The following is a 20,620-nucleotide window of genomic DNA, read 5'->3' as shown; positions in this document are numbered from 1 at the left end:
GCACGCCGCCAGCGTTCGTCCTGAGCCAGGATCAAACTCTCATTAAAAGTTTGAGTTCTTACTCATTTCTGTCACTGACAGATTTATTGTTTTTTTCATTGTTCAGTACTACAACAATTGTTGTAGTGCCCTGCACATTGGTTCGTCTTGTTCAGTTTTCAAAGGTCTTTGTCACTCACTTCTCTCAAGTGACAACTATATTAGTATATCACAGTCGCTTTCGCTTGTCAACACTTTTTTGAAACTTTTTTAAACTTTTTTCATCAAGTGTTTCATCTGCAACATACTATAGTCCGTACGGGATTCGAACCCGTGTTACCGCCGTGAAAAGGCGGTGTCTTAACCCCTTGACCAACGGACCAGAGTTGTTATTTTCAACTCTTACTATTATACCGACTTTTCAAACTTTGTCAACTACTTTTTGAAACTTTTTATGTTTTTTTCTTTTTTTGCATAGCTTCTTACCGAGTACGGATATCAAACTCCTTAAACACAATACGTAAGTCTCTCAATACTCTTTGTCGACCTCGAAATCGTTCATGTCTTAAGACGCGTTCTAACTCTTCTTGTTTCTCTTTATTTTGTTTACTTTTATAATCTCTTAGGGTTTCATAAAAGAGATAATAATCATCTAGCCACAGACCGCCCTCACTTATACGATGACTAATCTCACCTACTTCTTCATAGGGTTCTTTATCATATCTTCGTTTTTGACTTTCTTGCTTACGGAGATAATCTAAAATCCGATTCCGAAATTTTGTTTTGAAATATTTACGTAAACGAGGTATATCTTCTATCAGTTCTTCTTCTCTACTAATCAATTCATGCAAGCAGATCATACCCTCTTGGTCCCAATCAGATAACTCCCATAAATGAAGGTAATACTCATTTCTACACTTATATACAATTCCTTGGACTACTTCATACAATTTTTTAAGCATATTGTTCCCCTTTCTAGATACAGTCTAACAGATTCAAAAACACTTTTGTCCTATTTTCCCGTTCTGTTCTCTACACCGCTTCAACTGCGCAAAAAAGAGAGGACATGCCTCTCTCAGGGTTATAATTCTGCGATTTGGTTTAGGTTTACTTCTGCAACTGTGTCATTTCCAAACATAGAGATAATCATCTTCACTTTATTGTTATCAATCTCTGTAATCTTACCAGTATAGTCTGCAAAAGCACCATCAATGATACGTACAGTTTGACCAACTTCAACATCAATATCAAACTCTTGTACAGTTTGTCCCATAGAAATCAAGATATCACGGATTTCTTGTTCCAATAATGGAGTGGGTTTTGATCTATTTCCGTGAGATCCGACGAATCCTGTAACGTTTGGTGTGTTTCGAACAACAAACCAAGCTTCATCTGTCATGACCATTTCTACAAGAACATAACCTGGAAAGCGATTTTCTTCTACTTCTTTTTTCTTTCCATTTTTTTCAACTTGCACTGTCTGTGTTGGAATTTCAACACGTAAAATATTATCCAACATATTGTAGGTTTGTGCACGTTGTAATAGATTTTCTTTTACCTTATTTTCATAACCAGAATAAGTTTGTAAGACAAACCATCCTTTATCAAAACTATCCATGATACTTCCTTTCATAATAGAAGACTTTTAGCGTGAATGACTTCACAGTTCTTCTAAAAAATGTTAATAAATCGAATCAAACCTGAAACAATCAACTTGTCAAAAATATAAATAATCACAACAAAGAAAGCAGTGTATTCCATGATAGAACGAAAATCTCTCCAGCTTTCCTTGCGAGTTGGCCATGTTGTGTCTTTAAGAAGTCGAAAAATATCTCCAATAAAACGCATCGCTCTCTCCTATCTCGTTTCTCTGTGTGTAGTATACTTACCACAATGTTTACAAAATTTATTTACTTCTAGTCGTGTTGGCTTGGGGTTTCCGCTGATCTTGATTGAATAGTTTCTCGAACCACAAACCGCACAAGCTAGGCTTGCTTTTTTTAGTGCCATAACGCCTCCATCCTATCTATTATAACAAGAAAGCTAGGCTTTGACAAGCATCTTAACGAAATAGATTGACTACCGAATCCCATATTGTTTGTGCTTTTTCCTTAATTTTAGCATCTGATATAGCACGACTCGCCTCATCTACCAGATTTTGTGCACGACTTCTAATATCAGAAAGGCTATTATCCGTCTGATTGGTTTCATTACTCTGTACTTGATTATTTGTATTAGCTGGCGCAATCCCATTTTGCTTATAAGCATTTTCAACGGTAAAGGTACTTCCTGGCGTATAAGGTAAAATGGTATTTGCAATGTTTCTAAAGACATGGGCCGCACCGTTTGAAGTAGATCCTGCTAGATAGTGATTTTCATCAGTGGTCGGAAAGCCAAGCCAGTGGCTAATCACTACATCCGGAGTATAACCAATTACCCACTGGTCACTTGTGTACTCCGGATTGAAAACTGCTTCAGTTGTTCCAGTTTTCCCTGCCATGACATAATCTGCAGGCGATGAACTAATACCGGTGCCGTTGGTGAATGTCCCCAACATCATACTGGTCATCTTGTCAGCTACAGACTTATCGATCACCCGTTTTTGTGAATTCTTATGGCTTGCAATAACTTGTCCACTAGCATTTTCAATTCTACTAATAAAATGTGCTTCCGGCATTAAACCTTCATTTGCAAAGGCAGCATATGCTTGAGCCATTTGAAGAGGGTTGGTTTCAACACCGCTTCCCAAGGCGACGCCAAGAACACGGTCTACCTTTTCCATGTTGAGTCCAAATTTTTCTCCTGCCTCAAAAGCCTTGTCGACGCCCAAATCATTAACAGTAGCAACAGCAGGCAGATTAAGCGATTCTGCCAAGGCTTGATACATAGGAACTTCTCGACTCGTTTTGATTCCTGCATAGTTATCAACCTTATAGCTGTCATACTGCATGGTATGGTTATCCAACTGCTTATTCAAAGCCCAGCCTGCTTCAACTGCTGGCGTATAAACAACTAAAGGCTTAATTGTAGAACCAGGGCTACGTTTTGATTGAGTTGCATAATTGAAATTCCGGAATCCAGTCTTATCATTTTCAGCAATCTGACCGACAACCCCACGAACTCCCCCTGTTTTCGGTTCAAGAGCTACACTTCCTGATTGAGCAAATGTTCCATCCTCTGCCCTCGGAAATAGCGATGTGTTTTCATAGACAACCTGCATATTTGCTTGGTAGTTTTGGTCCAGCTCTGTGTAAATGCGGTAGCCATTATTGACAATTTCTTCCTCTGTTAGATTATACTTGGAAACAGCTTCATTAACAACCGCATCAAAATAAGAAGGATAGCGGTAATCTGAAATTTTTCCTTCATACTTATCGTGCAATTGCGAAGTCATATCAACGTCTGCAGCTTCGGTTTCTTGGTTTTTATCAATATATCCTGCTGCAAGCATATTTTGCAAGACAGTATCACGACGATTGGTAGAATCTTCTACAGATTTCAAGGGGTTATACAGTTCCGGTCCTTTGAGCATCCCTGCCAGAGTCGCAGCTTGATCCAGACTCACTTCTGATGCAGAAACTCCAAAGTATTTCTTACTCGCATCTTCTACACCCCACACACCATTTCCAAAATAAGCGTTGTTAAGGTACATGGTTAAAATTTGATCCTTACTATATTTTTTTGTTAATTCTAAGGCAAGGAAAAATTCTTTTGCTTTTCTCTCGACAGTTTGATCCTGTGACAAATAGGCGTTTTTAGCTAGCTGTTGGGTAATAGTAGATCCACCACCTGAACGGCCAGCAGTGACAATCGCCAAGAAAAAACGACCATAGTTGATCCCGTCATTTTTATAGAAAGAACGGTCTTCTGTCGCAATAACGGCATTCTGCAAATTTTTACTGATGTCAGTCAGTTCAACATAGGTTCCCTTTTGACCAGACAAGGCACCAGCCTCTTTTTCTTCACGGTCAAAAATGAGAGTCCGAGTTTTCAAAGCATTTTGCAAATCATTGACATTGGTTGACTTGGCTACAGCAAACAAATAGGTTCCAACTAGCAAGCCTGCACTCAAACCTAGTATAAGGCCAATCTTTGTTAAATGATAGCGACGCCAGAATTTTCGAATTGGACCTACTTGGGCTAATTTTTTTCGATCACTGCGAGAACGGCGCAAGCTAGTAGAATCAGAATCCTCCGATTCACTTGTTTCTTTTTTAAAAAGAGAAAGAAATTTCTCAAATAATTTATCTAATTTCATGCGTTTATTTTATCATCTTCATCATAGGAAGACAAGAATTTAGCTATTTCCTATCCAAATAGGGCTTTTTTTGTTACAATATCTGTATGAAATTCACATTTACTTTACCCGCCTCTTTACCTCAAATGACTGTGAAACAATTACTAGAGGAACAACTCCTTATCCCTAGAAAAATCCGGCATTTTTTGAGAATCAAGAAACACATTTTGATTAATCAGCGAGAAGTTCATTGGAACGAGGTAGTGAATCCTGGAGATATTTGCCAGTTAACTTTTGACGAGGAAGATTATCCCGAAAAAGAAATCGCTTGGGGCAACCCTGACCTCGTCCAAGAGGTTTATCAAGATCAACACTTGATTATTGTCAACAAACCAGAGGGGATGAAAACGCATGGTAATCAGCCAAACGAAATCGCCCTTCTTAACCATGTCAGTGCCTATGTTGGCCAAACCTGCTATGTCGTTCATCGTCTGGACATGGAAACCAGTGGTTTAGTTCTCTTTGCCAAAAATCCTTTTATCTTGCCCATTCTCAATCGCTTATTGGAGAAAAAAGAGATTTCTAGGGAATATTGGGCACTAGTTGATGGAAATATCAACAAGAAAGAACTTGTCTTCAAAGAAAAAATCGGACGTGATCGTCATGACCGCAGAAAAAGAATAGTTGATACAAAAAACGGTCAATACGCTGAAACTCATGTAAGCAGATTAAAGCAATTCTCAAACAAGACTTCCTTGGTTCGTTGCAAACTAAAGACAGGCCGAACTCATCAAATTCGTGTGCACCTTTCGCATCATAACTTCCCTATTTTGGGCGACCCTCTCTATAATAGCAAATCAAAGACAAGTCGGCTTATGCTCCACGCCTTTCGACTTTCCTTTATCCATCCACTTACTTTAGAGAAATTAAGTTTCACTACCCTTTCCGATACTTTTGAAAAAGAATTAAAAAAGAATGGATGATTGTTGTGTCATCTATTTTTCCATATAAGAAAAGCAAGACCAAGAGGCCTTGCTTTTTATCGACTCATGAATTATTTAGCGATTTTTGCGAAGTATTCAAGAGTACGAACAAGTTGTGCAGTGTATGACATTTCGTTGTCGTACCATGATACAACTTTAACCAATTGTTTACCGTCAACGTCAAGAACTTTAGTTTGAGTTGCGTCAAACAATGAACCGTAAGACATACCTACGATATCTGAAGATACGATTGGATCTTCTGTGTAACCGTATGATTCGTTTGAAGCTGCTTTCATAGCTGCGTTCACTTCATCAACAGTAACGTTCTTTTCAAGAACTGCTACCAATTCAGTAACTGATCCAGTTGGAGTTGGAACGCGTTGTGCAGATCCGTCAAGTTTACCGTTCAATTCTGGGATTACAAGACCGATAGCTTTTGCAGCACCAGTTGAGTTAGGAACGATGTTTGCAGCACCAGCGCGAGCACGGCGAAGGTCACCACCACGGTGTGGTCCGTCAAGGATCATTTGGTCACCAGTGTAAGCGTGGATAGTAGTCATCAATCCTTCTACAACACCAAAGTTATCTTGAAGAGCTTTAGCCATAGGAGCCAAGCAGTTTGTAGTACATGAAGCACCTGAGATAACTGTTTCAGTACCGTCAAGAACGTCGTGGTTAGTGTTGAATACAACTGTTTTAACGTCGTTTCCACCAGGAGCAGTGATAACAACTTTTTTAGCTCCACCAGCGTGCAAGTGTTTTTCAGCAGCTGCTTTCTTAGCAAAGAAACCAGTAGCTTCAAGAACGATTTCTACACCGTCGTTAGCCCAGTCGATTTGTTCTGGATCACGTTCAGCAGAAACTTTGATGAATTTACCGTTAACTTCAAATCCACCTTCTCTAACTTCAACAGTACCGTCGAAACGACCTTGAGTTGTGTCGTATTTCAACAAGTGTGCAAGCATAACTGGATCTGTAAGGTCGTTGATACGAGTAACTTCAACACCTTCTACGTTTTGGATACGACGGAAAGCAAGACGACCGATACGTCCGAAACCGTTAATACCAACTTTAACTACCATTAGTGATTTCCTCCTTATGAAAATCATGAAATTTTTATTGTGAAAAGAGTAACTTGAATCACTACAAATCACCTTTCAACAAACCTATTATATAACTATTTAAGTTTAATTGCAAGTACGGGCGTTGTTTTTTGTCTATACCCCACTTATTTTTCTTTCTCCTTTAAAAGCCTATACTGCTGTCTTTCTTTGTCTACCCAGTCATTCCCAGCTTTCCTCTTCATATGAAAAGTGAAAATAGAAAAGCTAAAAATTATTTTCAATACTCCAATTCTACAAAAAAAGAGACAGGAGATTCCTGCCTCTAGGCTGATAACAATTATTTACGGCGTCCTGGTCTTTCTTTGTAGCCATAGTAAGAATCTTCGATGATTTCTTGCATATGGTCAACCATTGGAAGACGTGGGTTAGCTGGTGAACATTGATCTTCATAAGCAAGGAAGGCCAATTCACGAGAATGTTCTTTCCATTCTTTTTCATCGATTCCTTGTGCTTTGAAGTTCATTTGGATACCTACGCGCTCACCAAGTTCGTAAACAGCTTTTGCATAAGATTCAACCCCTTCTTCTGGTGTAGAAGCTGGAAGTCCAAGCATACGGGCGATATCTTGATATTTCTCATCTGCACGGTAGTAGTTGTACTTAGGCCATGTTGCTGTCTTAGCTGGGCGAGTACCGTTATAACGGATGACGTATGGAAGCAAGATAGCATTAGTACGGCCATGGATTGTGTGGAATTGCGCACCAATCTTATGGGCCATTGAGTGAGAAATACCTAGGAAGGCATTGGCAAAGGCCATACCAGCGATTGTTGAAGCGTTATGCATTTTCTCACGTGAGTGGAAGTCTGCATTCTTAACTGAGCTTTCAAGGTTTTCGAATACAAGTTTGATGGCTTGAAGTGCAAGACCGTCAGTATAGTCACTAGCCATTTGTGATACGTAAGCTTCAGTAGCGTGAGTCAATACGTCCATACCAGTATCCGCAGCAACAAATCCAGGAACTGTCAATACCAAAGCAGGGTCTACGATTGCTACAGTTGGTGTCAATGAGTAGTCAGCGATTGGGTATTTACGGTTGTTTGCTTTATCAGAGATAACGGCAAATGGCGTTACTTCAGATCCTGTACCAGATGTAGTTGGGATTGCGATGAATTTAGTCTTCTTACCAAGCAATGGGAATTTGAAGGCACGTTTACGGATATCCATGAATTTCTGAACAAGGTCACGGAAGTCCACTTCTGGTTGCTCATAGAAGAGCCACATTACTTTAGCAGCATCCATTGGAGATCCACCACCGAGAGCGATGATTGTATCTGGTTTAAAGGCACGCATAATCTCAGTACCACGTTCAACTGTAGTGATATCTGGATCTGGTTCTACATCAGCAAAGATTTGGTAAACAACCTTATTGCGACGAAGGTCAAGTTGTTCGATGATACGATCAAGGAAACCAAGTTCTACCATGGCATGGTCAGTAACGATCATGACACGTTCAACGTCACGACATTTTTGAAGGTATTGAATTGAATCACGTTCAAAGTATGTTTTTGAAGGAAGTTTCATCCATTGCATGTTATTTCTCCGTCTTCCGACTTTTTTGATATTCAAGAGGTTAATGGCGCTAACGTTATCCCCAACTGAGTTGCGTCCGTAAGAACCACATCCAAGTGTCAATGATGGCAAGAAGGCATTGTAAACGTCCCCGATACCACCGAAAGTAGAAGGTGAGTTACAGATAACACGAATAGCTTTAACAGCTTTACCAAATTCTTTAGTCAATTCTTCGTCAGCTGTGTGGATAGCTGCTGAGTGTCCAAGACCGTTAAATTCAACCATTTGACGAGCCTTAGTAATACCATCTTCACGGCTTTCAGATTTCAAAACTGCGATAACTGGTGACAATTTTTCACGAGTCAATGGCTCATTTTCACCAACTTCTTTACATTCTGCAGCAAGAATGTTTGTTCCTTCTGGAACTGTAAATCCTGCTTGTTCTGCAATCCATGTTGCTGGTTTACCAACGATATCAGCGTTCAATTTTGCACCAGCACAGTTTTTGCCGTTTGCTTTCACGCCGAAGCAGAATTCTTCAAGAAGAGCTTTTTCTTTTTTGTTTACAAAGTAAGTGTGGTAAGATTTGAACTCTGCTACAAATTCATCGTAAATTTCTTTATCAATGATAACCGCTTGTTCAGATGCACAGACCATACCGTTATCAAATGATTTAGACATGACGATATCGTGTGCAGCTTGGCGGATGTTAGCTGATTTTTCAACATAGGCTGGAACGTTTCCGGCACCTACCCCAAGAGCTGGTTTACCACATGAGTATGCGGCTTTAACCATGGCATTACCACCTGTTGCAAGAATTGTGGCAACACCTTCGTGGTTCATAAGTGCACTAGTTGCTTCCATAGATGGTTCAGTGATCCACTGTACACAGTTTTCAGGAGCTCCTGCTTTAATCGCAGCATCACGAACGATTTGAGCTGCGTGAGCTGATGATTCTTGAGCTGATGGGTGGAATGCAAAGACGATTGGATTACGAGTCTTCAATGAAATCAATGCCTTAAAGATCGCTGTTGATGTTGGGTTTGTTGTAGGAGTAATACCACAGACAACACCAACCGGTTCAGCGATGAGAGTCAATCCTGTTACATCGTCTTCTTCGATAACGCCAACTGTCTTAGTGTGACGCATGTTGTTTACTACATGTTCACAAGCAAACAAGTTCTTAGTTGCTTTATCTTCAAATACACCACGTCCTGTTTCTTCATAGGCATGTAAAGCCAATTCTCCGTGGGCATCCAAAGCTGCTACTGACGCTTTAGCTACGATGTAGTCAACTTGCTCTTGGTCCAACTTACGCATTTCTTCAAGGGCAACTAGAGCTTTTTGCACCAACCCATCGACATGCTTTTCAGCAGCGAGTTTCTTTTCCTCTGGTGTCATAGTTTTTTTATCAGCCATATTTTCCTCCATAGCTTTCAAGGACTAAATCCTTTGTTAATTTTTTCACAAGTTTATTATAACGCATTATTTCAACTTTGTAAACAGTTTCATAAACATTTCACAAAGAATTTTTGGTTCCTTGTGAAGTTTTTCTCATTATCTTTTCTCCACAAGCTTTTTCTTTAGAGTTTGTGAAATTTATTTCAAAAATTTTTTATTTCACAAGCTTGATTGGAAGAGGAGCTTGGAAAGAGATAGATTTTCTAGTAAGCGCTTACTTTTAGATGCTAACAATACCTCCTTTGATAAGGAGGCTTTATTTTTGTTGAAAAACGCCTTGTTTAAAAGTCCCTTCATAAACGACTCCTTGTTCTGTTGTTAGTTTCCCTTTTCCTTCAGCCTGACCATTTACAAAATCACCTTCGTAGGTCCAGCCTTCTTTAGATTGAAAGGTACCTTTTCCATTGAAGGCTCCATTGCTGAAACCACCTGTATATTGGTCCCCATTTTGGAAAGTAATAGTACCCTGTCCATTCATTTTACCACGGACAAGACTGCCATCGTAAACAATCGTTCCATTATCCAGTTTTAGAACACCTTTTCCAGGAATATTTAGAAAAAAGACGAGTACAGCACAGAAAACAATGGCAACTACTGCTAAAAGCTCTAAACGTGGACGAGTCAGATAGACACGATACTTTTCGTAAAAATTCTTAAGATTTTCCATCTTCACTCTCCCTTTCTAAACGTTCTAACCAAGCCCTGCACCCCTCTTGAACACGTCGATAGGTTTCCTCAAAATCTCCTGTATACCAAGGATCTGGAACACTTTCAGATGCGAATGAGTAAATCTTATCTTGACAATCTACTGGACACATCTGACGTAAGTCAGAAACATTTGAAGCATCCATGCCGATAATATAATCAAAGACTTCAAAATCTTCCTTACTAATCTGAAGCGATGTTTTGGCTTTGTCGTAAGGAATCTGATACTGTTGAAAAATCCCTTGAGTTCCCTTATGAATCGGATTGCCATGTTCCCAAGAGGAAGTCGCTCGACTTTGGATTTCGTAGTTATCTGTCATTGATTTCATAACAAACTCGGCCATAGGACTGCGGCAAATATTCCCTAGACAGACAAAGACTAGTTTTTTCATCCCATTTCCTTTCTTTTATAGAAAAACGGGAGTTCGTGATCCCGTCTTATTTTTCAATTGCGCCTTCTAGTGAAGCAGTTTCTTTCAGCGGTAATACGGTCTTGATAGCAGCTAGTTCAAAAGTCAAGTAAACTCCATCTACATCAAGAACAATCGTTCTCTTCTCAGTATCTACTTCATCGACTGTTCCGTAAAGTCCACCGATTGTAATCACTTCATAACCTTTTTGTAGTTTATTTAAGCTTTCCATACGTTTTTGTGCTTGTTTCTTTTGAGAGCGTTGCATAAAAAACATCAAGGCAAACATCGCTACAAGCATAATTAAAAATGTATAATTTGGATTCATTTTCTTCTCCTTTGTCTTTTACATAGGACTACTATATCAAATTTCAGCTACTTTTACAAGATTGTACCTTGCTTTTCTAGTAAGAAAAACCAGAGCTTGCGCTCTGATTCTTAGGGTTATTTCAAATTTTGAACGACTTTTACAAGATTTTCAACAGTAAAGCCATATTCTGCCAATACTTTTGGTGCTGGAGCAGAGGCTCCGAAGGTATCAATACCTAGAACGGCACCATCTAGTCCAACATATTTGTACCAGTTTTGAGTTGCACCCATTTCGACTGCGACACGACGACGAACTGCATTTGGAAGAATTTCTTCCTTGTATGCTGCATGTTGTTTATCAAAGACATCTGTAGATGGCATGCTGACTACGCGGACTTTTGCACCTTGACTAGCCAATTCTTTAGCAGCTGAGACAGCAAGATTAACCTCTGAACCTGTCGCAATCAAGATGGTATCAAAGTCTGATGCATTTTCATAGACAACATAGGCACCTTTTGCAACCTTGTCGAAGTCTGTTCCTTCTTCAACAGTCAAGTTTTGACGTGTCAAGACAAGGGCAGTTGGTGTTTTTTCACTTGTCACTGCAAGGTACCAAGCCGCTTGCGTTTCACGCGCATCTGCTGGACGGAAAACATTTAGATTTGGCATAGCACGAAGACCTGCTAAGTGCTCAACTGGTTCGTGAGTCGGACCGTCTTCCCCAACCGCAATAGAATCGTGGGTAAAGACATAAGTCACAGGAAGTCCTTGTAAGGCTGACAAGCGAACAGCTGCCTTCACATAGTCAGAGAAGACGAAGAAAGTTCCACCGTATACACGAAGTCCACCGTGAAGGGCCATCCCGTTCAAGATAGTTCCCATTGCAAATTCACGAACACCAAACTGAATGTTACGGTTCAAGCGATTAGTATCGTCTTGAAGTCCGTCAGTCTTGATATAAGTCATGTTTGAGTGAGCTAGGTCAGCTGATCCACCTAAGAAGGTTGGTAACTTAGCTGCCACAACGTTCAAAGCATCCTGACTCGAGTTACGAGTTGCTTGAGAGAAGCCATTTTCTAATGCTGGGAAGTCTGCTGGAGTCACTTCAACTGGATCACGTCCATCGATGATGGCTTCTACTTCTGCAGCCAATTCTGGATGCGCTTCTTTGTAATCTGCGACTAGTTTTGCCCATGCTTCATAAGCTGATGCACCACGGTCTGCAACATGTTCTTTGAAATCAGCATATACTTGTTCTGGGATTTCAAATGGTTCGTATTCCCAACCAAGGGCTTGACGAGTTGCTGCAGTTTCATCTGCTCCAAGAGGAGCACCGTGTACAGCATTAGTTCCTTGTTTGTTTGGAGAACCGTATCCAATAACAGTCTTCACTTCAATCAAAGATGGCTTGCCTGAAGCTTTAGCTGTTTCGATAGCAGCATGAATAGCTTCCAAGTCTGTTCCATCTTCAACCAAGGCAGTATGCCAACCGTAGGCATTGTAACGGTCACGAACACTTTCTGTAAAGGAATCCTTTGTCTCACCATCCAAGTTGATATCATTTGAATCATAAAGAACAACCAACTTGTCTAGTTTTTGCAGACCTGCGTATGAAGCCGCCTCGCTTGAGACACCTTCCATCAAGTCTCCGTCTCCACAGATAACATAAGTATAGTGGTCAAAGATATTGTAGCCTTCGCGGTTATATTTGGCTGCCAAGAAACGTTCTGCCTGGGCAAAACCAGTAGCAGTTGAAATCCCTTGACCTAGAGGACCTGTCGTAGCATCAATCCCTGCCGTATGGCCAAATTCTGGGTGACCTGGTGTTTTTGAACCCCATTGACGGAAGCTCTTGATCTCATCCATACTAACATCTTCAAAACCAGAAAGGTGAAGAAGGGCATAAAGGAGCATTGAACCATGTCCTGCTGAAAGAATAAAACGGTCGCGGTTAATCCAGTTTGGTTGAGCTGGATTGATACGAAGTTGTTTTGTAAAGAGGCTGTAAGCCATCGGAGCCGCTCCCATAACCACACCTGGGTGACCTGAGTTGGCTTTATTGATGGCGTCAATACCTAGGAAACGAATTGCATTAACAGATAGATTTGACATAGAATTTCCTTTCTATTTGAGGTGATTATTGAATCACACATTCTATTTTACTATTATATGAAAAAATACATAGAATAGCAATTAAACAATTCGACGTAAATAAGTATTCTATTTGCTATCCTCTAGTAGCCTGATAATAGGGAAGTAAGCGTTCATAAGCATCTTCTAATTTTTCTAAAATCACTTCTAATGATTGATTTTCAATAAAAGAAACATCTGCTTTAACTAACACTTTTCGAACTTCCTGACTTCTCAACTTCTCACGTAAAGTACGACGATTTTCTTCGTTCACCTCCCACCGTTGACTTTGACCATCAGAGTAGGCTAGATAATAAATCCCTTCAACGGTTGGAATTTCTAAAACTTTGGCCTGCTTGCCTAAAGTTTGCTCATCTTTCTTGCGTTCGATAAAACTAACTTCTAGTGAGACTCCAAAATCAGAAGGATTCCCGTACAAACGTAAGGCTAGCATAGGCTCTGTCACTTGTCCTTCTCTCTGTAGATAGACCCAGAAATGTGGTCGCAAACGCTGCGCTTGATTCATCCACTGACTAGTTTGTTGGAGTTGCCATTCTGGATGATTTGCCTGAAAGGCTTTAGCCAATTCTGTAAAAGCCTTTCGGGCCTCTTGGCCTTTGTGGCGGAATTCCAGCATCTTCTCTCGTTCTTCTCCCGCTTTATCAGGATTACGGTACTGTAAACCAGCAAAGTCTAGATAGTCTCTTATCTTATTCAACATTAATTTAATCTCCTCCAGCTAGCAAAAAATCAGGAGAACCCTGATTTTGTTTATTCTGTATCTACAACGACATAGCGATTTGGCTCATCACCCTCAGAGTAACTAGTCACGCCATCCATACGTGAAATAATACGATGAATAATCTTGCGTTCACTATTTGACATAGGATCTGTTTGATGACTACGTCCTTCTTCTAAAACACGAGTCGCCAATTTTTGAGCATAGGTCTGCAAGACTTCTGCACGATGTTCAACATAATCATTGACATTAATAGTAATGTAGAAGGTTCTTGAATAGCGGTTATAAAGATAATTTTGAGCCAATAGTTGCAAGGCCTTCAAAACTTTACCATGATAACCAATAATACGCCCTGGCTCATTTGTATCAATTTGTAAATTGATGCTACGACGGTTATAATCATTTGAAATCGTCGCCTCAACGTCCATATCATCAATGATTGTCTGGACATAAGTCGTTACTTCCGTAGCTACTTGTTCAATGTCAAAGCTCGGTTCCACTTTTAAGCCCAAATCTTCTAATTCTTGACTTTCAGTTTGTTCAGCTTGACTCTCAACAATCGGAGTTTCTATTTCTTCCCCGAAACCAGATTCTTCAAGCTGTAATTCATTTAAAATCTCAATATGCCCAGTTTCTTCTAAAATGGTGTTAGCATGTTTTTCATTTTTCAAAATTTCAGCCTTAACTTCATCAGAAACCCCTTGGCCTTCTTCAATCTTTTTAATTGCTTCTACAACATGCCCTAAATCAACAGTCGCTTGACTGACTGTTTTGACTGGTTCATTTTGTTCGTTAATTTCTTTAGGAACACCCTTTACAGCCTGCTGATTAGCTTTAATGACCGTTGTTTCACTAATAGCTTCAATATCAACTTGAGCTGGTTTTTTACCAAATAAACCAAGAAAGCCATTTTTTTCACGAGAAATGACTTTGATGTGAGCCTTCAGTCTTGGGATATCTAATTCTTTCAATCCTTTCTGGATTGCTTCTTCAACAGTTGAACCTGTAAATACTACCATTACCAGATTCCTCCTTATTATTTCGTTTTCTGAGCCTTTTTCTTGGCTTTTCTTTTTCTATTTTCCAAATCTTTCTGTGCCTGAACTACCGCCTCGCGCTCTGCGATAATCTTGAATGGATTGTTCAAGAAATAGGTTTGCAAGACTTGATAAGCATTGGATACTGTCCAGTATAGGGCGACTCCACCTGGTGCATAAACTGCAAAGATAAAGATCAAGACTGGAATCCCATACATCATCGCAGTCGTAGCGCCATTACGCTCAGACAAGGCCTTGTTGGACAACCAAGTACTTAAAAAGGTAAATACAGCTGCTAAAATCGGAAGAACAAGGGTTGTATCCACACCACCAAGGTTAATCCATAAGAAATGACCTGTCTTTAAAAAGTCAACTCTTGATAGAGCTTGGAACAAGGCCAAGATAACCGGCATCTGAATCAAAATCGGCCAAAGAGAATCTGACTGTCTGACACCCATTTCTTTAAAGACTTTACGCATTTCTTGCTCTAGCTTAGTTCTGCTTTCCATATCTCGACCTGGATATTGTTCTCGAAGCGCCTTAATACGTGGTTGAGCTTCCTGCATTTTTCTGGAAGCCACCATTTGCACTTGAAAGACTGGCAAAAGCAGTGTACGAATCAAGACCGTAAAGAGGATAATCCCCACTCCAATACTGATATCAAATGATAAAAAGCGAATGATTTCAGCAAAGAAGTAAACAAATTTACTCCAAAAATCAGCCGAATCGGCTGTAATATCGCTAGTTGCCCCATTAGTCGCACAGCCTGTCATGATCAATAGGGACAGTCCTAGCAGACTAGTCAACTGTAGTTTCTTTTTCACTCCCATTTCCTTCCTGGTAAATCTTTGATAATTTTAATACGTGGAGTAGATTTTTCTCCATCTCTGCGTATCCCAAGGTTTCGACTCCTTTTCGAGCAATGACAACAAAGTCGACATCTTCTACCAGACCCCCTTTGGCATTCTGGATAATATGCCGAATCCGTCGCTTAATTTGATTTCTAGTGACGGCATTCCCCAGTTTTTTGCTAACTGATAGACCTACTCGAAAATGGTTTTTCTGATTTTCTAATTGGTAGACAACAAATTTGCGATTGGCAAAACTTGTCCCCTCCTTGAAAATCGCCTTAAAATCTTTCTCTCTTTTTACACGAAAGTTTTTCTTCAAAACTCAACTCCATCTATTAAATTACTACTATTATACCATATTTTTCAAAAAAGCCAATCATAGCAAGGTTTTGGACAATTTCACCATAAAAAGAAGCTGGAAAAATCTCTTTCCCAACTCCTTGTACGGAATATTTTTACTAGTTTTACTTATTTTTTCAAGCGTTCAACGTCACGGGCAATAACTAGCTCTTCATCTGTTGGAATAACCAATACACGGATCTTCGCTGCCTCTGTTGAGATGTCTCCTGTCACACCAAAGACGTTCTTTTCTGGGTCAACATCACAACCAAACCAAGAGATACCTGAGATAACATCTTCACGCACATTTGCAGCATTTTCACCAATACCTGCTGTGAAGATAATAGCATCTGCTCCATTTAAGACTGCAAGGTATTGACCGATATGTTTTTGGATACGATCAACATACATTTCATAGGCTAAAGTGGCATCGTGGTCCCCTTCTTTCATAGCAGCAATCACATCACGCATATCACTAGATTTACCTGAAACCCCCATCAGTCCTGATTCACGATTAAGAACGTGACTAATGTCTTCAGGCGTGTTAAATTCCTCTGTATATTGCATTAAGTAAGGAATGATAGCTGGGTCAATATCTCCTGTACGTGTTCCCATCATCACACCACCAAGTGGAGTGAATCCCATTGAAGTATCGACAGATTGACCACCCTTAACAGCTGTAATAGAAGCTCCATTACCGATATGGCAAGTAATCAATTTCAAGTCTTCTAATGGACGGCCCAAGAGTTTTGCAGCTTCTCCTGCTACAAACTGGTGACTTGTACCGTGGGCACCATATTTACGAACCTTGTTTTCTGTGTAATATTTTGTTGGTAGAGGGTAGCGATAAGCTTTCTCTGGCATAGTTGTGTGGAACGAAGTATCAAAAACAACTACACTGGTAATGTCTGGCAACAATTCCTTGAAGGCACGAACACCTGCTGCATTGGCTGGATTGTGGAGAGGAGCCAACAAGCTCAACTCTTCAACTTTTTCTAAAACATCTCCCTCAACGACTGTTGATTCTTTGAAATATTCTCCACCGGCAACAACACGGTGTCCAACACCTGTAATCTCATCATAAGCCTTGATAATATCGAAACGAATCAAATCATCCAATAAGATTTTAACAGCTTGTGTGTGATTTTCGATATCCAAAATTTGTTGTTCAGAACGGCCATCAAATTTTACAGTTGAAATAGAATCTTTCAAACCAATCCGTTCAATTAAACCTTTAGCAAGAACTTTTTCCTCTGGCATTTGATAAAGTTGCCATTTCAAACTTGAACTTCCCGCATTGATTGCAATTGTTTTTGTCATAACATGATACCCCTTTTTAAGCGTTTTCATCTATTATAACAAAATCTATTTTATATTTCAGTACCTTGAGTCCATTTTTGAAAATTTTCTTTAAATTTCATTAAAACACTTGCATCTTGCAAGCTAGCAAGTGGATAAACAAAAGGCTCCACTGCTATTTCACTTTTCTTCTGTAAGATAAAAATAGTCTTAGATTGTTTGGCATTGGCAAAGAGATTTTCAGGCAGACTGATCATGGCAACTAGATTCGCCTCCTCTTTCAACCAACCTTTCAACAAATCACTTTGAGGACTGGTCAACAAATCACTCGGAGCGAGAAAAATAGCGTATCCATCTGACTTGAGGTACTTAAGTCCTTGTTCCATGAGCAAGTGATGGGCGTAGGTATGTTCTTGACTAGAAGCAACTTGATGGCGCGACGCAACGGCATCATCAGGATAATAGCCGACAGGCAAGTCGCTGATGACCACATAGCTTTCTTTGAGCATTTGTGGACGAACGGCATCTCCTTGGACAAAACCAGCCTGCAAACCAATTACATCTGCCATACTAGCCGCCAAATCAATCAGCAAATCATCCACTTCCATTCCCAAGTAATCCACTTTTTTAGCAAGCGAGGTCAAGAAAGTAGCGCCCAAAATTCCCATCCCAGAACCCATTTCGAGGATAGTGATTTCCTTCTCTGTAAACAACTCTTCCACAATAAACACTAAAAGCAAAGCAATAGCATCCGGTGTAAACTGGTGATTGGCCTGCAAGGGTTCTGTTTGTCCAGCCTTCATCAAGAGAAACTGGTAGGTCTTGAGCCATTCTTCTTTGCGTAGTGCTAAACGCTTAAGGGCCTGATTGTTCTCCTTGACCTGCTCTAACTCAGTCTCACCATCCAAATAGATGCTGTTTTGCTCCACCAGGGCGTCATAAAAGTTGGTCGCCAAATCACTTTGAATGACTTGGACATTCTCTAGTAAATACGTATAAGCTTGTTCAATTTTTTCAAAATCCATATTCCTATCTTATCAAATTTCCCTTCTTTTTTCCATCCTTATAGAAAAATCACTCCCTGACTAGGCGAGTGATTTTTGGGCTACTGTTAAAAAGAGTTCTGAGTAATTTCCTTGAAACAGGTCTTCAGCGCTATAGAGGATCTGACTATGCACAGATGAAAAACCGTGCTGAATTAGCCTGTTTTCTAGTTCAACCAATTCAAATCCGTGATGGTTAGCTTCTGTCTTGGTAAAATCAGCAAGTAAAAGTTGTCCGTTTTCTCTCAGATGTTGATGAAACAGTGAGAGAGCCGCATCCAAATCAGGCATATGATGAAGAACTCGACAAACAACAATGAGGTCAAACTCTTGCTCCAAGGGTTTTTCCAGTAAATCTTGCTCCAAAAACTGGATATTCTTGATGTCTTGCTGTTCCGCTTTCAAACGAGCTTGCTCTAGCATTTTCTCCGAAATATCCACCAATGTTACAGACTTGGCTTGTTTGGCCAGAGGCAAGGTTAATAGACCCGTTCCTCCACCGAAATCCAGAATTTCTTTGTCTGATAGAAGATCAATTTGTTTCTCGACCGCCTGACAAACCAAATTTGCGAGGAAGATGTTTTTGGGCGAATCAAAAGTTTCTGCTTTGTGGTTAAAATCGTGTTTCATGCTTTTAGTTTAGCACAAAGTAGCTGAATTGACTAGGAATTCTCTTTCTTTTCAAGCTTCTCTTCTGATTTTTTCTTCTCCGCTTTTTCACTTGAATCAGTCACTAACTTTTCCTTTTTATCCGTTTTCTCTTCTTTTATTTTGACTGAAGGAAAGATGAACTCATATTGACTCTTAGGCGTACGAACCCTTGTCACCAAGCTTGTTTTCTTATTTTGATAGCTCACCTGACCCAGATTAAAGGACTGTTCCCCACTTTCTTGCTCAACCTTATCTTTCGTTCGTTTGGCCATAGCAAAAGCAACCAACTTTTCTTTATTCAAAGCATAGTCTTGATAGTGGGCGACCTGTCGGTTCAAGTAAAATTGTAACAAAAGACTAAAGATAGCTGCCATGGTGACTGCATAGAGGAGAACACCTGCCTTAACTTTCTTCTTTTTCCACACGATAGATGAACTCCCTTTCTAAGCCTTTTTGGAATTGGAAACGAAAACGCACCACTTGATTCTCCTCTGTAATCTGTGCGGATTTGAGCCCATAAACCATAGGCTGATAGCCTCGTCCACTGGCATCGGTTTTCCGAAAATCATCCGATTTTGACTTACCTATAGCGATATCCTTGCCATCCTGCTTCATATAGAGGCGATTGCCCTCCACTTTTTCGAACTGCGAACGGTCTAATTCTACCTCCAACTGGTCCACAAATAATAGCCACTCTTTTTGCTCACTTTGCTGCTGATAGCGAACTTCTGAAATGAGGAGCTGACTCATGGCTTGAAAGAGGAGCAAGCTTCCACTGATGACAATGAGAGCAATCAGGGATTCCAACAAGGTGAAAGCCTTGACCTTATGGCTCTTTGATTGCCAACAACTGTTCTGAACCATGGTAGACCTCCAATCCCTTTTCACTAGAAAACACCTGAATCTCAACTCCGTTGACGTTTACCTGATTTTGACCCGTCTGCAAGGCCATCTTAGCTACCCGCAAGACTTCTTCCTTTTGCAAGATTTTTGCTTCTTCTTGCCTATTTTTCTGAATTTGTCCCAAAAGGAGGGTCGCAATGCTGGCAAAGATAGCTAGAGCAACCACTGCTTCCAGTAAAATCACTGCCCTAATTTTTTGTTTCCTTAATGCGTTTAATTTTTCCATTTCCTAGATATAACTGATAGCGAATCGTTCCTTTACTGGTCTGAAATTCAACCTTAGCCAGGGACGAATTTCCCCCAGCTCGGTCAAATGTAATACTTTGTCCTGATGGTGCCTGAATTCCTTTAGGAACTGTCAACTTTTGACTGTCATTACTGATTGTGTGCCCATCTAAGTTTAGACTAGTCTTTTGCTGACTAGCTACACTGCGTTTTTGAGTTTCCCGATAGAGTTCTTCAAACTCCATAAAGAAAATCTGCTCCTCTACCGCCGCAAAAGTGGACTGGACAGAGCCGGATAAGCCCAAGGCAAGGATACTCACAAGTCCCAAAACCAAGAGGCTTTCCAGCATGGTAAATGCCTTAATCTGCAACGGTTTGACTGGTATTTTGTTTAGCATGGTATTCTTTATAAGCTTTAGCCTGTTCTTCTGTGATTCGCCCATCTGCTTGTAACTTACTTAGGCTAGCATCTTCATTTTTATCCAAACTATAAAGCTCTGCCTGGCTTTCTACCACCTTAACAACAGCAGCTTTCCCTTTGTCGTTGACTGCTTCTTTTTGCTTGGTCAGATTAGGTACAAAGAGCAGGAGAAGCACGCTGATGATGAGCAAGACCACCAACATTTCCACAAGTGTGAAAGCCTTCACTTTCGCTTTTTTCAAGAATGTCATGAGTTTTTTCATT

The 20,620-nt window shown here is 40.2% G+C and carries 24 protein-coding genes and 1 tRNA gene; 1 reads left to right on the top strand and 24 read right to left on the bottom strand.

From position 1 onward, the window contains the following. Positions 1-289 precede the first annotated feature (289 nt). The 6 genes from B7699_RS00525 to pbp2a form a co-directional block, all read right to left on the bottom strand. Positions 290-361 (bottom strand) — tRNA-Glu (locus tag B7699_RS00525). Between the two features lie 100 nt (positions 362-461). Beyond that, complete coding sequence (locus tag B7699_RS00520) at positions 462-941, bottom strand: transcriptional regulator (protein ID WP_084926828.1); 480 nt, start codon at positions 939-941, stop codon at positions 462-464. Positions 942-1,060: 119 nt separating this feature from the next. Continuing rightward, the gene (gene nusG / locus B7699_RS00515; protein WP_084926827.1) at positions 1,061-1,597 is read right to left on the bottom strand and encodes a transcription termination/antitermination protein NusG; all 537 of its coding nucleotides are present in this window, start codon (positions 1,595-1,597) and stop codon (positions 1,061-1,063) included. A gap of 53 nt (positions 1,598-1,650) precedes the next feature. Next, on the bottom strand, positions 1,651-1,827 hold the full coding sequence (secE, locus tag B7699_RS00510) for a preprotein translocase subunit SecE (RefSeq protein WP_001210990.1): 177 nt from the start codon (positions 1,825-1,827) through the stop codon (positions 1,651-1,653). Positions 1,828-1,836: 9 nt separating this feature from the next. After that, complete coding sequence (gene rpmG, locus B7699_RS00505) at positions 1,837-1,989, bottom strand: 50S ribosomal protein L33 (protein WP_001809375.1); 153 nt, start codon at positions 1,987-1,989, stop codon at positions 1,837-1,839. A gap of 52 nt (positions 1,990-2,041) precedes the next feature. Then, complete coding sequence (gene pbp2a, locus B7699_RS00500) at positions 2,042-4,237, bottom strand: penicillin-binding protein PBP2A (RefSeq protein WP_084926826.1); 2,196 nt, start codon at positions 4,235-4,237, stop codon at positions 2,042-2,044. 86 nt (positions 4,238-4,323) lie between these two features. Here pbp2a and B7699_RS00495 point away from each other — a divergent pair, with 86 nt between their 5' ends. Beyond that, on the top strand, positions 4,324-5,199 hold the full coding sequence (locus tag B7699_RS00495; protein WP_084926825.1) for an RluA family pseudouridine synthase: 876 nt from the start codon (positions 4,324-4,326) through the stop codon (positions 5,197-5,199). A 71-nt stretch (positions 5,200-5,270) separates the two neighbouring features. On the opposite strand, the gene gap is transcribed toward B7699_RS00495, so the two are convergent. From gap to comGC, 18 genes are all read right to left on the bottom strand, one after another. Next, complete coding sequence (gap, locus tag B7699_RS00490; RefSeq protein ID WP_000260687.1) at positions 5,271-6,281, bottom strand: type I glyceraldehyde-3-phosphate dehydrogenase; 1,011 nt, start codon at positions 6,279-6,281, stop codon at positions 5,271-5,273. Between the two features lie 319 nt (positions 6,282-6,600). Continuing rightward, positions 6,601-9,252, bottom strand: a complete 2,652-nt coding sequence (gene adhE, locus B7699_RS00485) for a bifunctional acetaldehyde-CoA/alcohol dehydrogenase (protein WP_084926824.1) — start codon at positions 9,250-9,252, stop codon at positions 6,601-6,603. Between the two features lie 298 nt (positions 9,253-9,550). Further along, positions 9,551-9,961, bottom strand: coding sequence for an MORN repeat-containing protein (locus B7699_RS00480; RefSeq protein ID WP_084926823.1), 411 nt, complete (start codon positions 9,959-9,961; stop codon positions 9,551-9,553). Next, the gene (locus B7699_RS00475; protein WP_084926822.1) at positions 9,948-10,391 is read right to left on the bottom strand and encodes a low molecular weight protein-tyrosine-phosphatase; all 444 of its coding nucleotides are present in this window, start codon (positions 10,389-10,391) and stop codon (positions 9,948-9,950) included. Before B7699_RS00475 ends, B7699_RS00480 begins: the two co-directional genes overlap by 14 nt. A gap of 46 nt (positions 10,392-10,437) precedes the next feature. Then, the gene (yajC, locus tag B7699_RS00470; RefSeq protein WP_004257425.1) at positions 10,438-10,737 is read right to left on the bottom strand and encodes a preprotein translocase subunit YajC; all 300 of its coding nucleotides are present in this window, start codon (positions 10,735-10,737) and stop codon (positions 10,438-10,440) included. A gap of 116 nt (positions 10,738-10,853) precedes the next feature. Then, positions 10,854-12,830, bottom strand: a complete 1,977-nt coding sequence (gene tkt / locus B7699_RS00465; RefSeq protein ID WP_084926821.1) for a transketolase — start codon at positions 12,828-12,830, stop codon at positions 10,854-10,856. A gap of 115 nt (positions 12,831-12,945) precedes the next feature. Then, positions 12,946-13,569 carry a ribonuclease P gene (locus B7699_RS00460; RefSeq protein ID WP_084926820.1) on the bottom strand — a complete coding sequence of 208 codons (624 nt, stop codon included), beginning with the start codon at positions 13,567-13,569 and terminating at the stop codon, positions 12,946-12,948. 50 nt (positions 13,570-13,619) lie between these two features. Then, positions 13,620-14,606 carry an RNA-binding cell elongation regulator Jag/EloR gene (gene jag / locus B7699_RS00455; protein WP_084926819.1) on the bottom strand — a complete coding sequence of 329 codons (987 nt, stop codon included), beginning with the start codon at positions 14,604-14,606 and terminating at the stop codon, positions 13,620-13,622. Positions 14,607-14,623: 17 nt separating this feature from the next. Then, complete coding sequence (locus B7699_RS00450; RefSeq protein WP_205008227.1) at positions 14,624-15,448, bottom strand: membrane protein insertase YidC; 825 nt, start codon at positions 15,446-15,448, stop codon at positions 14,624-14,626. Further along, positions 15,423-15,794 carry a ribonuclease P protein component gene (rnpA, locus tag B7699_RS00445; RefSeq protein WP_033688042.1) on the bottom strand — a complete coding sequence of 124 codons (372 nt, stop codon included), beginning with the start codon at positions 15,792-15,794 and terminating at the stop codon, positions 15,423-15,425. The genes B7699_RS00450 and rnpA overlap by 26 nt, the downstream gene beginning before the upstream one ends. 149 nt (positions 15,795-15,943) lie before the next feature. Then, positions 15,944-17,134, bottom strand: a complete 1,191-nt coding sequence (locus B7699_RS00440; RefSeq protein ID WP_084926817.1) for an acetate kinase — start codon at positions 17,132-17,134, stop codon at positions 15,944-15,946. 50 nt (positions 17,135-17,184) lie between these two features. Beyond that, the gene (locus tag B7699_RS00435) at positions 17,185-18,138 is read right to left on the bottom strand and encodes a class I SAM-dependent methyltransferase (protein ID WP_033684717.1); all 954 of its coding nucleotides are present in this window, start codon (positions 18,136-18,138) and stop codon (positions 17,185-17,187) included. Between the two features lie 60 nt (positions 18,139-18,198). Then, a complete protein-coding gene (locus tag B7699_RS00430; protein ID WP_142358311.1) occupies positions 18,199-18,786 on the bottom strand; it encodes a class I SAM-dependent methyltransferase in 588 nt (195 codons plus the stop codon). 32 nt (positions 18,787-18,818) lie between these two features. After that, complete coding sequence (comGG, locus tag B7699_RS00425; RefSeq protein ID WP_031237782.1) at positions 18,819-19,232, bottom strand: competence type IV pilus minor pilin ComGG; 414 nt, start codon at positions 19,230-19,232, stop codon at positions 18,819-18,821. Beyond that, positions 19,210-19,671, bottom strand: coding sequence for a competence type IV pilus minor pilin ComGF (gene comGF / locus B7699_RS00420; protein WP_020902380.1), 462 nt, complete (start codon positions 19,669-19,671; stop codon positions 19,210-19,212). Before comGF ends, comGG begins: the two co-directional genes overlap by 23 nt. Then, on the bottom strand, positions 19,634-19,936 hold the full coding sequence (comGE, locus tag B7699_RS00415; RefSeq protein ID WP_000413381.1) for a competence type IV pilus minor pilin ComGE: 303 nt from the start codon (positions 19,934-19,936) through the stop codon (positions 19,634-19,636). Before comGE ends, comGF begins: the two co-directional genes overlap by 38 nt. Beyond that, positions 19,899-20,333: a competence type IV pilus minor pilin ComGD gene (comGD, locus tag B7699_RS00410; RefSeq protein ID WP_049546625.1), complete on the bottom strand. Its 435-nt coding sequence runs from the start codon at positions 20,331-20,333 to the stop codon at positions 19,899-19,901. The genes comGE and comGD overlap by 38 nt, the downstream gene beginning before the upstream one ends. Beyond that, the gene (gene comGC / locus B7699_RS00405) at positions 20,296-20,619 is read right to left on the bottom strand and encodes a comG operon protein ComGC (protein WP_024056742.1); all 324 of its coding nucleotides are present in this window, start codon (positions 20,617-20,619) and stop codon (positions 20,296-20,298) included. The genes comGD and comGC overlap by 38 nt, the downstream gene beginning before the upstream one ends. Position 20,620 lies beyond the last annotated feature (1 nt).

It is taken from the genome of Streptococcus mitis (assembly GCF_002096835.1).
GTDB lineage: Bacteria > Bacillota > Bacilli > Lactobacillales > Streptococcaceae > Streptococcus > Streptococcus mitis_W.
The sequence above is the reverse complement of the archived record's forward strand: the minus strand, read 5'-3'. Positions and strand labels throughout refer to the sequence as shown.

What these genes read in the sequence shown, in the direction of transcription:
- B7699_RS00520 (WP_084926828.1), bottom strand. Translation starts at nt 941, where the DNA reads ATGCTTAAAAAATTGTATGAAGTAGTCCAAGGAATTGTATATAAGTGT.
- nusG (WP_084926827.1), bottom strand. Translation starts at nt 1,597, where the DNA reads ATGGATAGTTTTGATAAAGGATGGTTTGTCTTACAAACTTATTCTGGT.
- secE (WP_001210990.1), bottom strand. Translation starts at nt 1,827, where the DNA reads ATGCGTTTTATTGGAGATATTTTTCGACTTCTTAAAGACACAACATGG.
- rpmG (WP_001809375.1), bottom strand. Translation starts at nt 1,989, where the DNA reads ATGGCACTAAAAAAAGCAAGCCTAGCTTGTGCGGTTTGTGGTTCGAGA.
- pbp2a (WP_084926826.1), bottom strand. Translation starts at nt 4,237, where the DNA reads ATGAAATTAGATAAATTATTTGAGAAATTTCTTTCTCTTTTTAAAAAA.
- B7699_RS00495 (WP_084926825.1), top strand. Translation starts at nt 4,324, where the DNA reads ATGAAATTCACATTTACTTTACCCGCCTCTTTACCTCAAATGACTGTG.
- gap (WP_000260687.1), bottom strand. Translation starts at nt 6,281, where the DNA reads ATGGTAGTTAAAGTTGGTATTAACGGTTTCGGACGTATCGGTCGTCTT.
- adhE (WP_084926824.1), bottom strand. Translation starts at nt 9,252, where the DNA reads ATGGCTGATAAAAAAACTATGACACCAGAGGAAAAGAAACTCGCTGCT.
- B7699_RS00480 (WP_084926823.1), bottom strand. Translation starts at nt 9,961, where the DNA reads ATGGAAAATCTTAAGAATTTTTACGAAAAGTATCGTGTCTATCTGACT.
- B7699_RS00475 (WP_084926822.1), bottom strand. Translation starts at nt 10,391, where the DNA reads ATGAAAAAACTAGTCTTTGTCTGTCTAGGGAATATTTGCCGCAGTCCT.
- yajC (WP_004257425.1), bottom strand. Translation starts at nt 10,737, where the DNA reads ATGAATCCAAATTATACATTTTTAATTATGCTTGTAGCGATGTTTGCC.
- tkt (WP_084926821.1), bottom strand. Translation starts at nt 12,830, where the DNA reads ATGTCAAATCTATCTGTTAATGCAATTCGTTTCCTAGGTATTGACGCC.
- B7699_RS00460 (WP_084926820.1), bottom strand. Translation starts at nt 13,569, where the DNA reads ATGTTGAATAAGATAAGAGACTATCTAGACTTTGCTGGTTTACAGTAC.
- jag (WP_084926819.1), bottom strand. Translation starts at nt 14,606, where the DNA reads ATGGTAGTATTTACAGGTTCAACTGTTGAAGAAGCAATCCAGAAAGGA.
- B7699_RS00440 (WP_084926817.1), bottom strand. Translation starts at nt 17,134, where the DNA reads ATGACAAAAACAATTGCAATCAATGCGGGAAGTTCAAGTTTGAAATGG.
- B7699_RS00435 (WP_033684717.1), bottom strand. Translation starts at nt 18,138, where the DNA reads ATGGATTTTGAAAAAATTGAACAAGCTTATACGTATTTACTAGAGAAT.
- B7699_RS00430 (WP_142358311.1), bottom strand. Translation starts at nt 18,786, where the DNA reads ATGAAACACGATTTTAACCACAAAGCAGAAACTTTTGATTCGCCCAAA.
- comGF (WP_020902380.1), bottom strand. Translation starts at nt 19,671, where the DNA reads ATGGTTCAGAACAGTTGTTGGCAATCAAAGAGCCATAAGGTCAAGGCT.
- comGE (WP_000413381.1), bottom strand. Translation starts at nt 19,936, where the DNA reads ATGGAAAAATTAAACGCATTAAGGAAACAAAAAATTAGGGCAGTGATT.
- comGD (WP_049546625.1), bottom strand. Translation starts at nt 20,333, where the DNA reads ATGCTAAACAAAATACCAGTCAAACCGTTGCAGATTAAGGCATTTACC.
- comGC (WP_024056742.1), bottom strand. Translation starts at nt 20,619, where the DNA reads ATGAAAAAACTCATGACATTCTTGAAAAAAGCGAAAGTGAAGGCTTTC.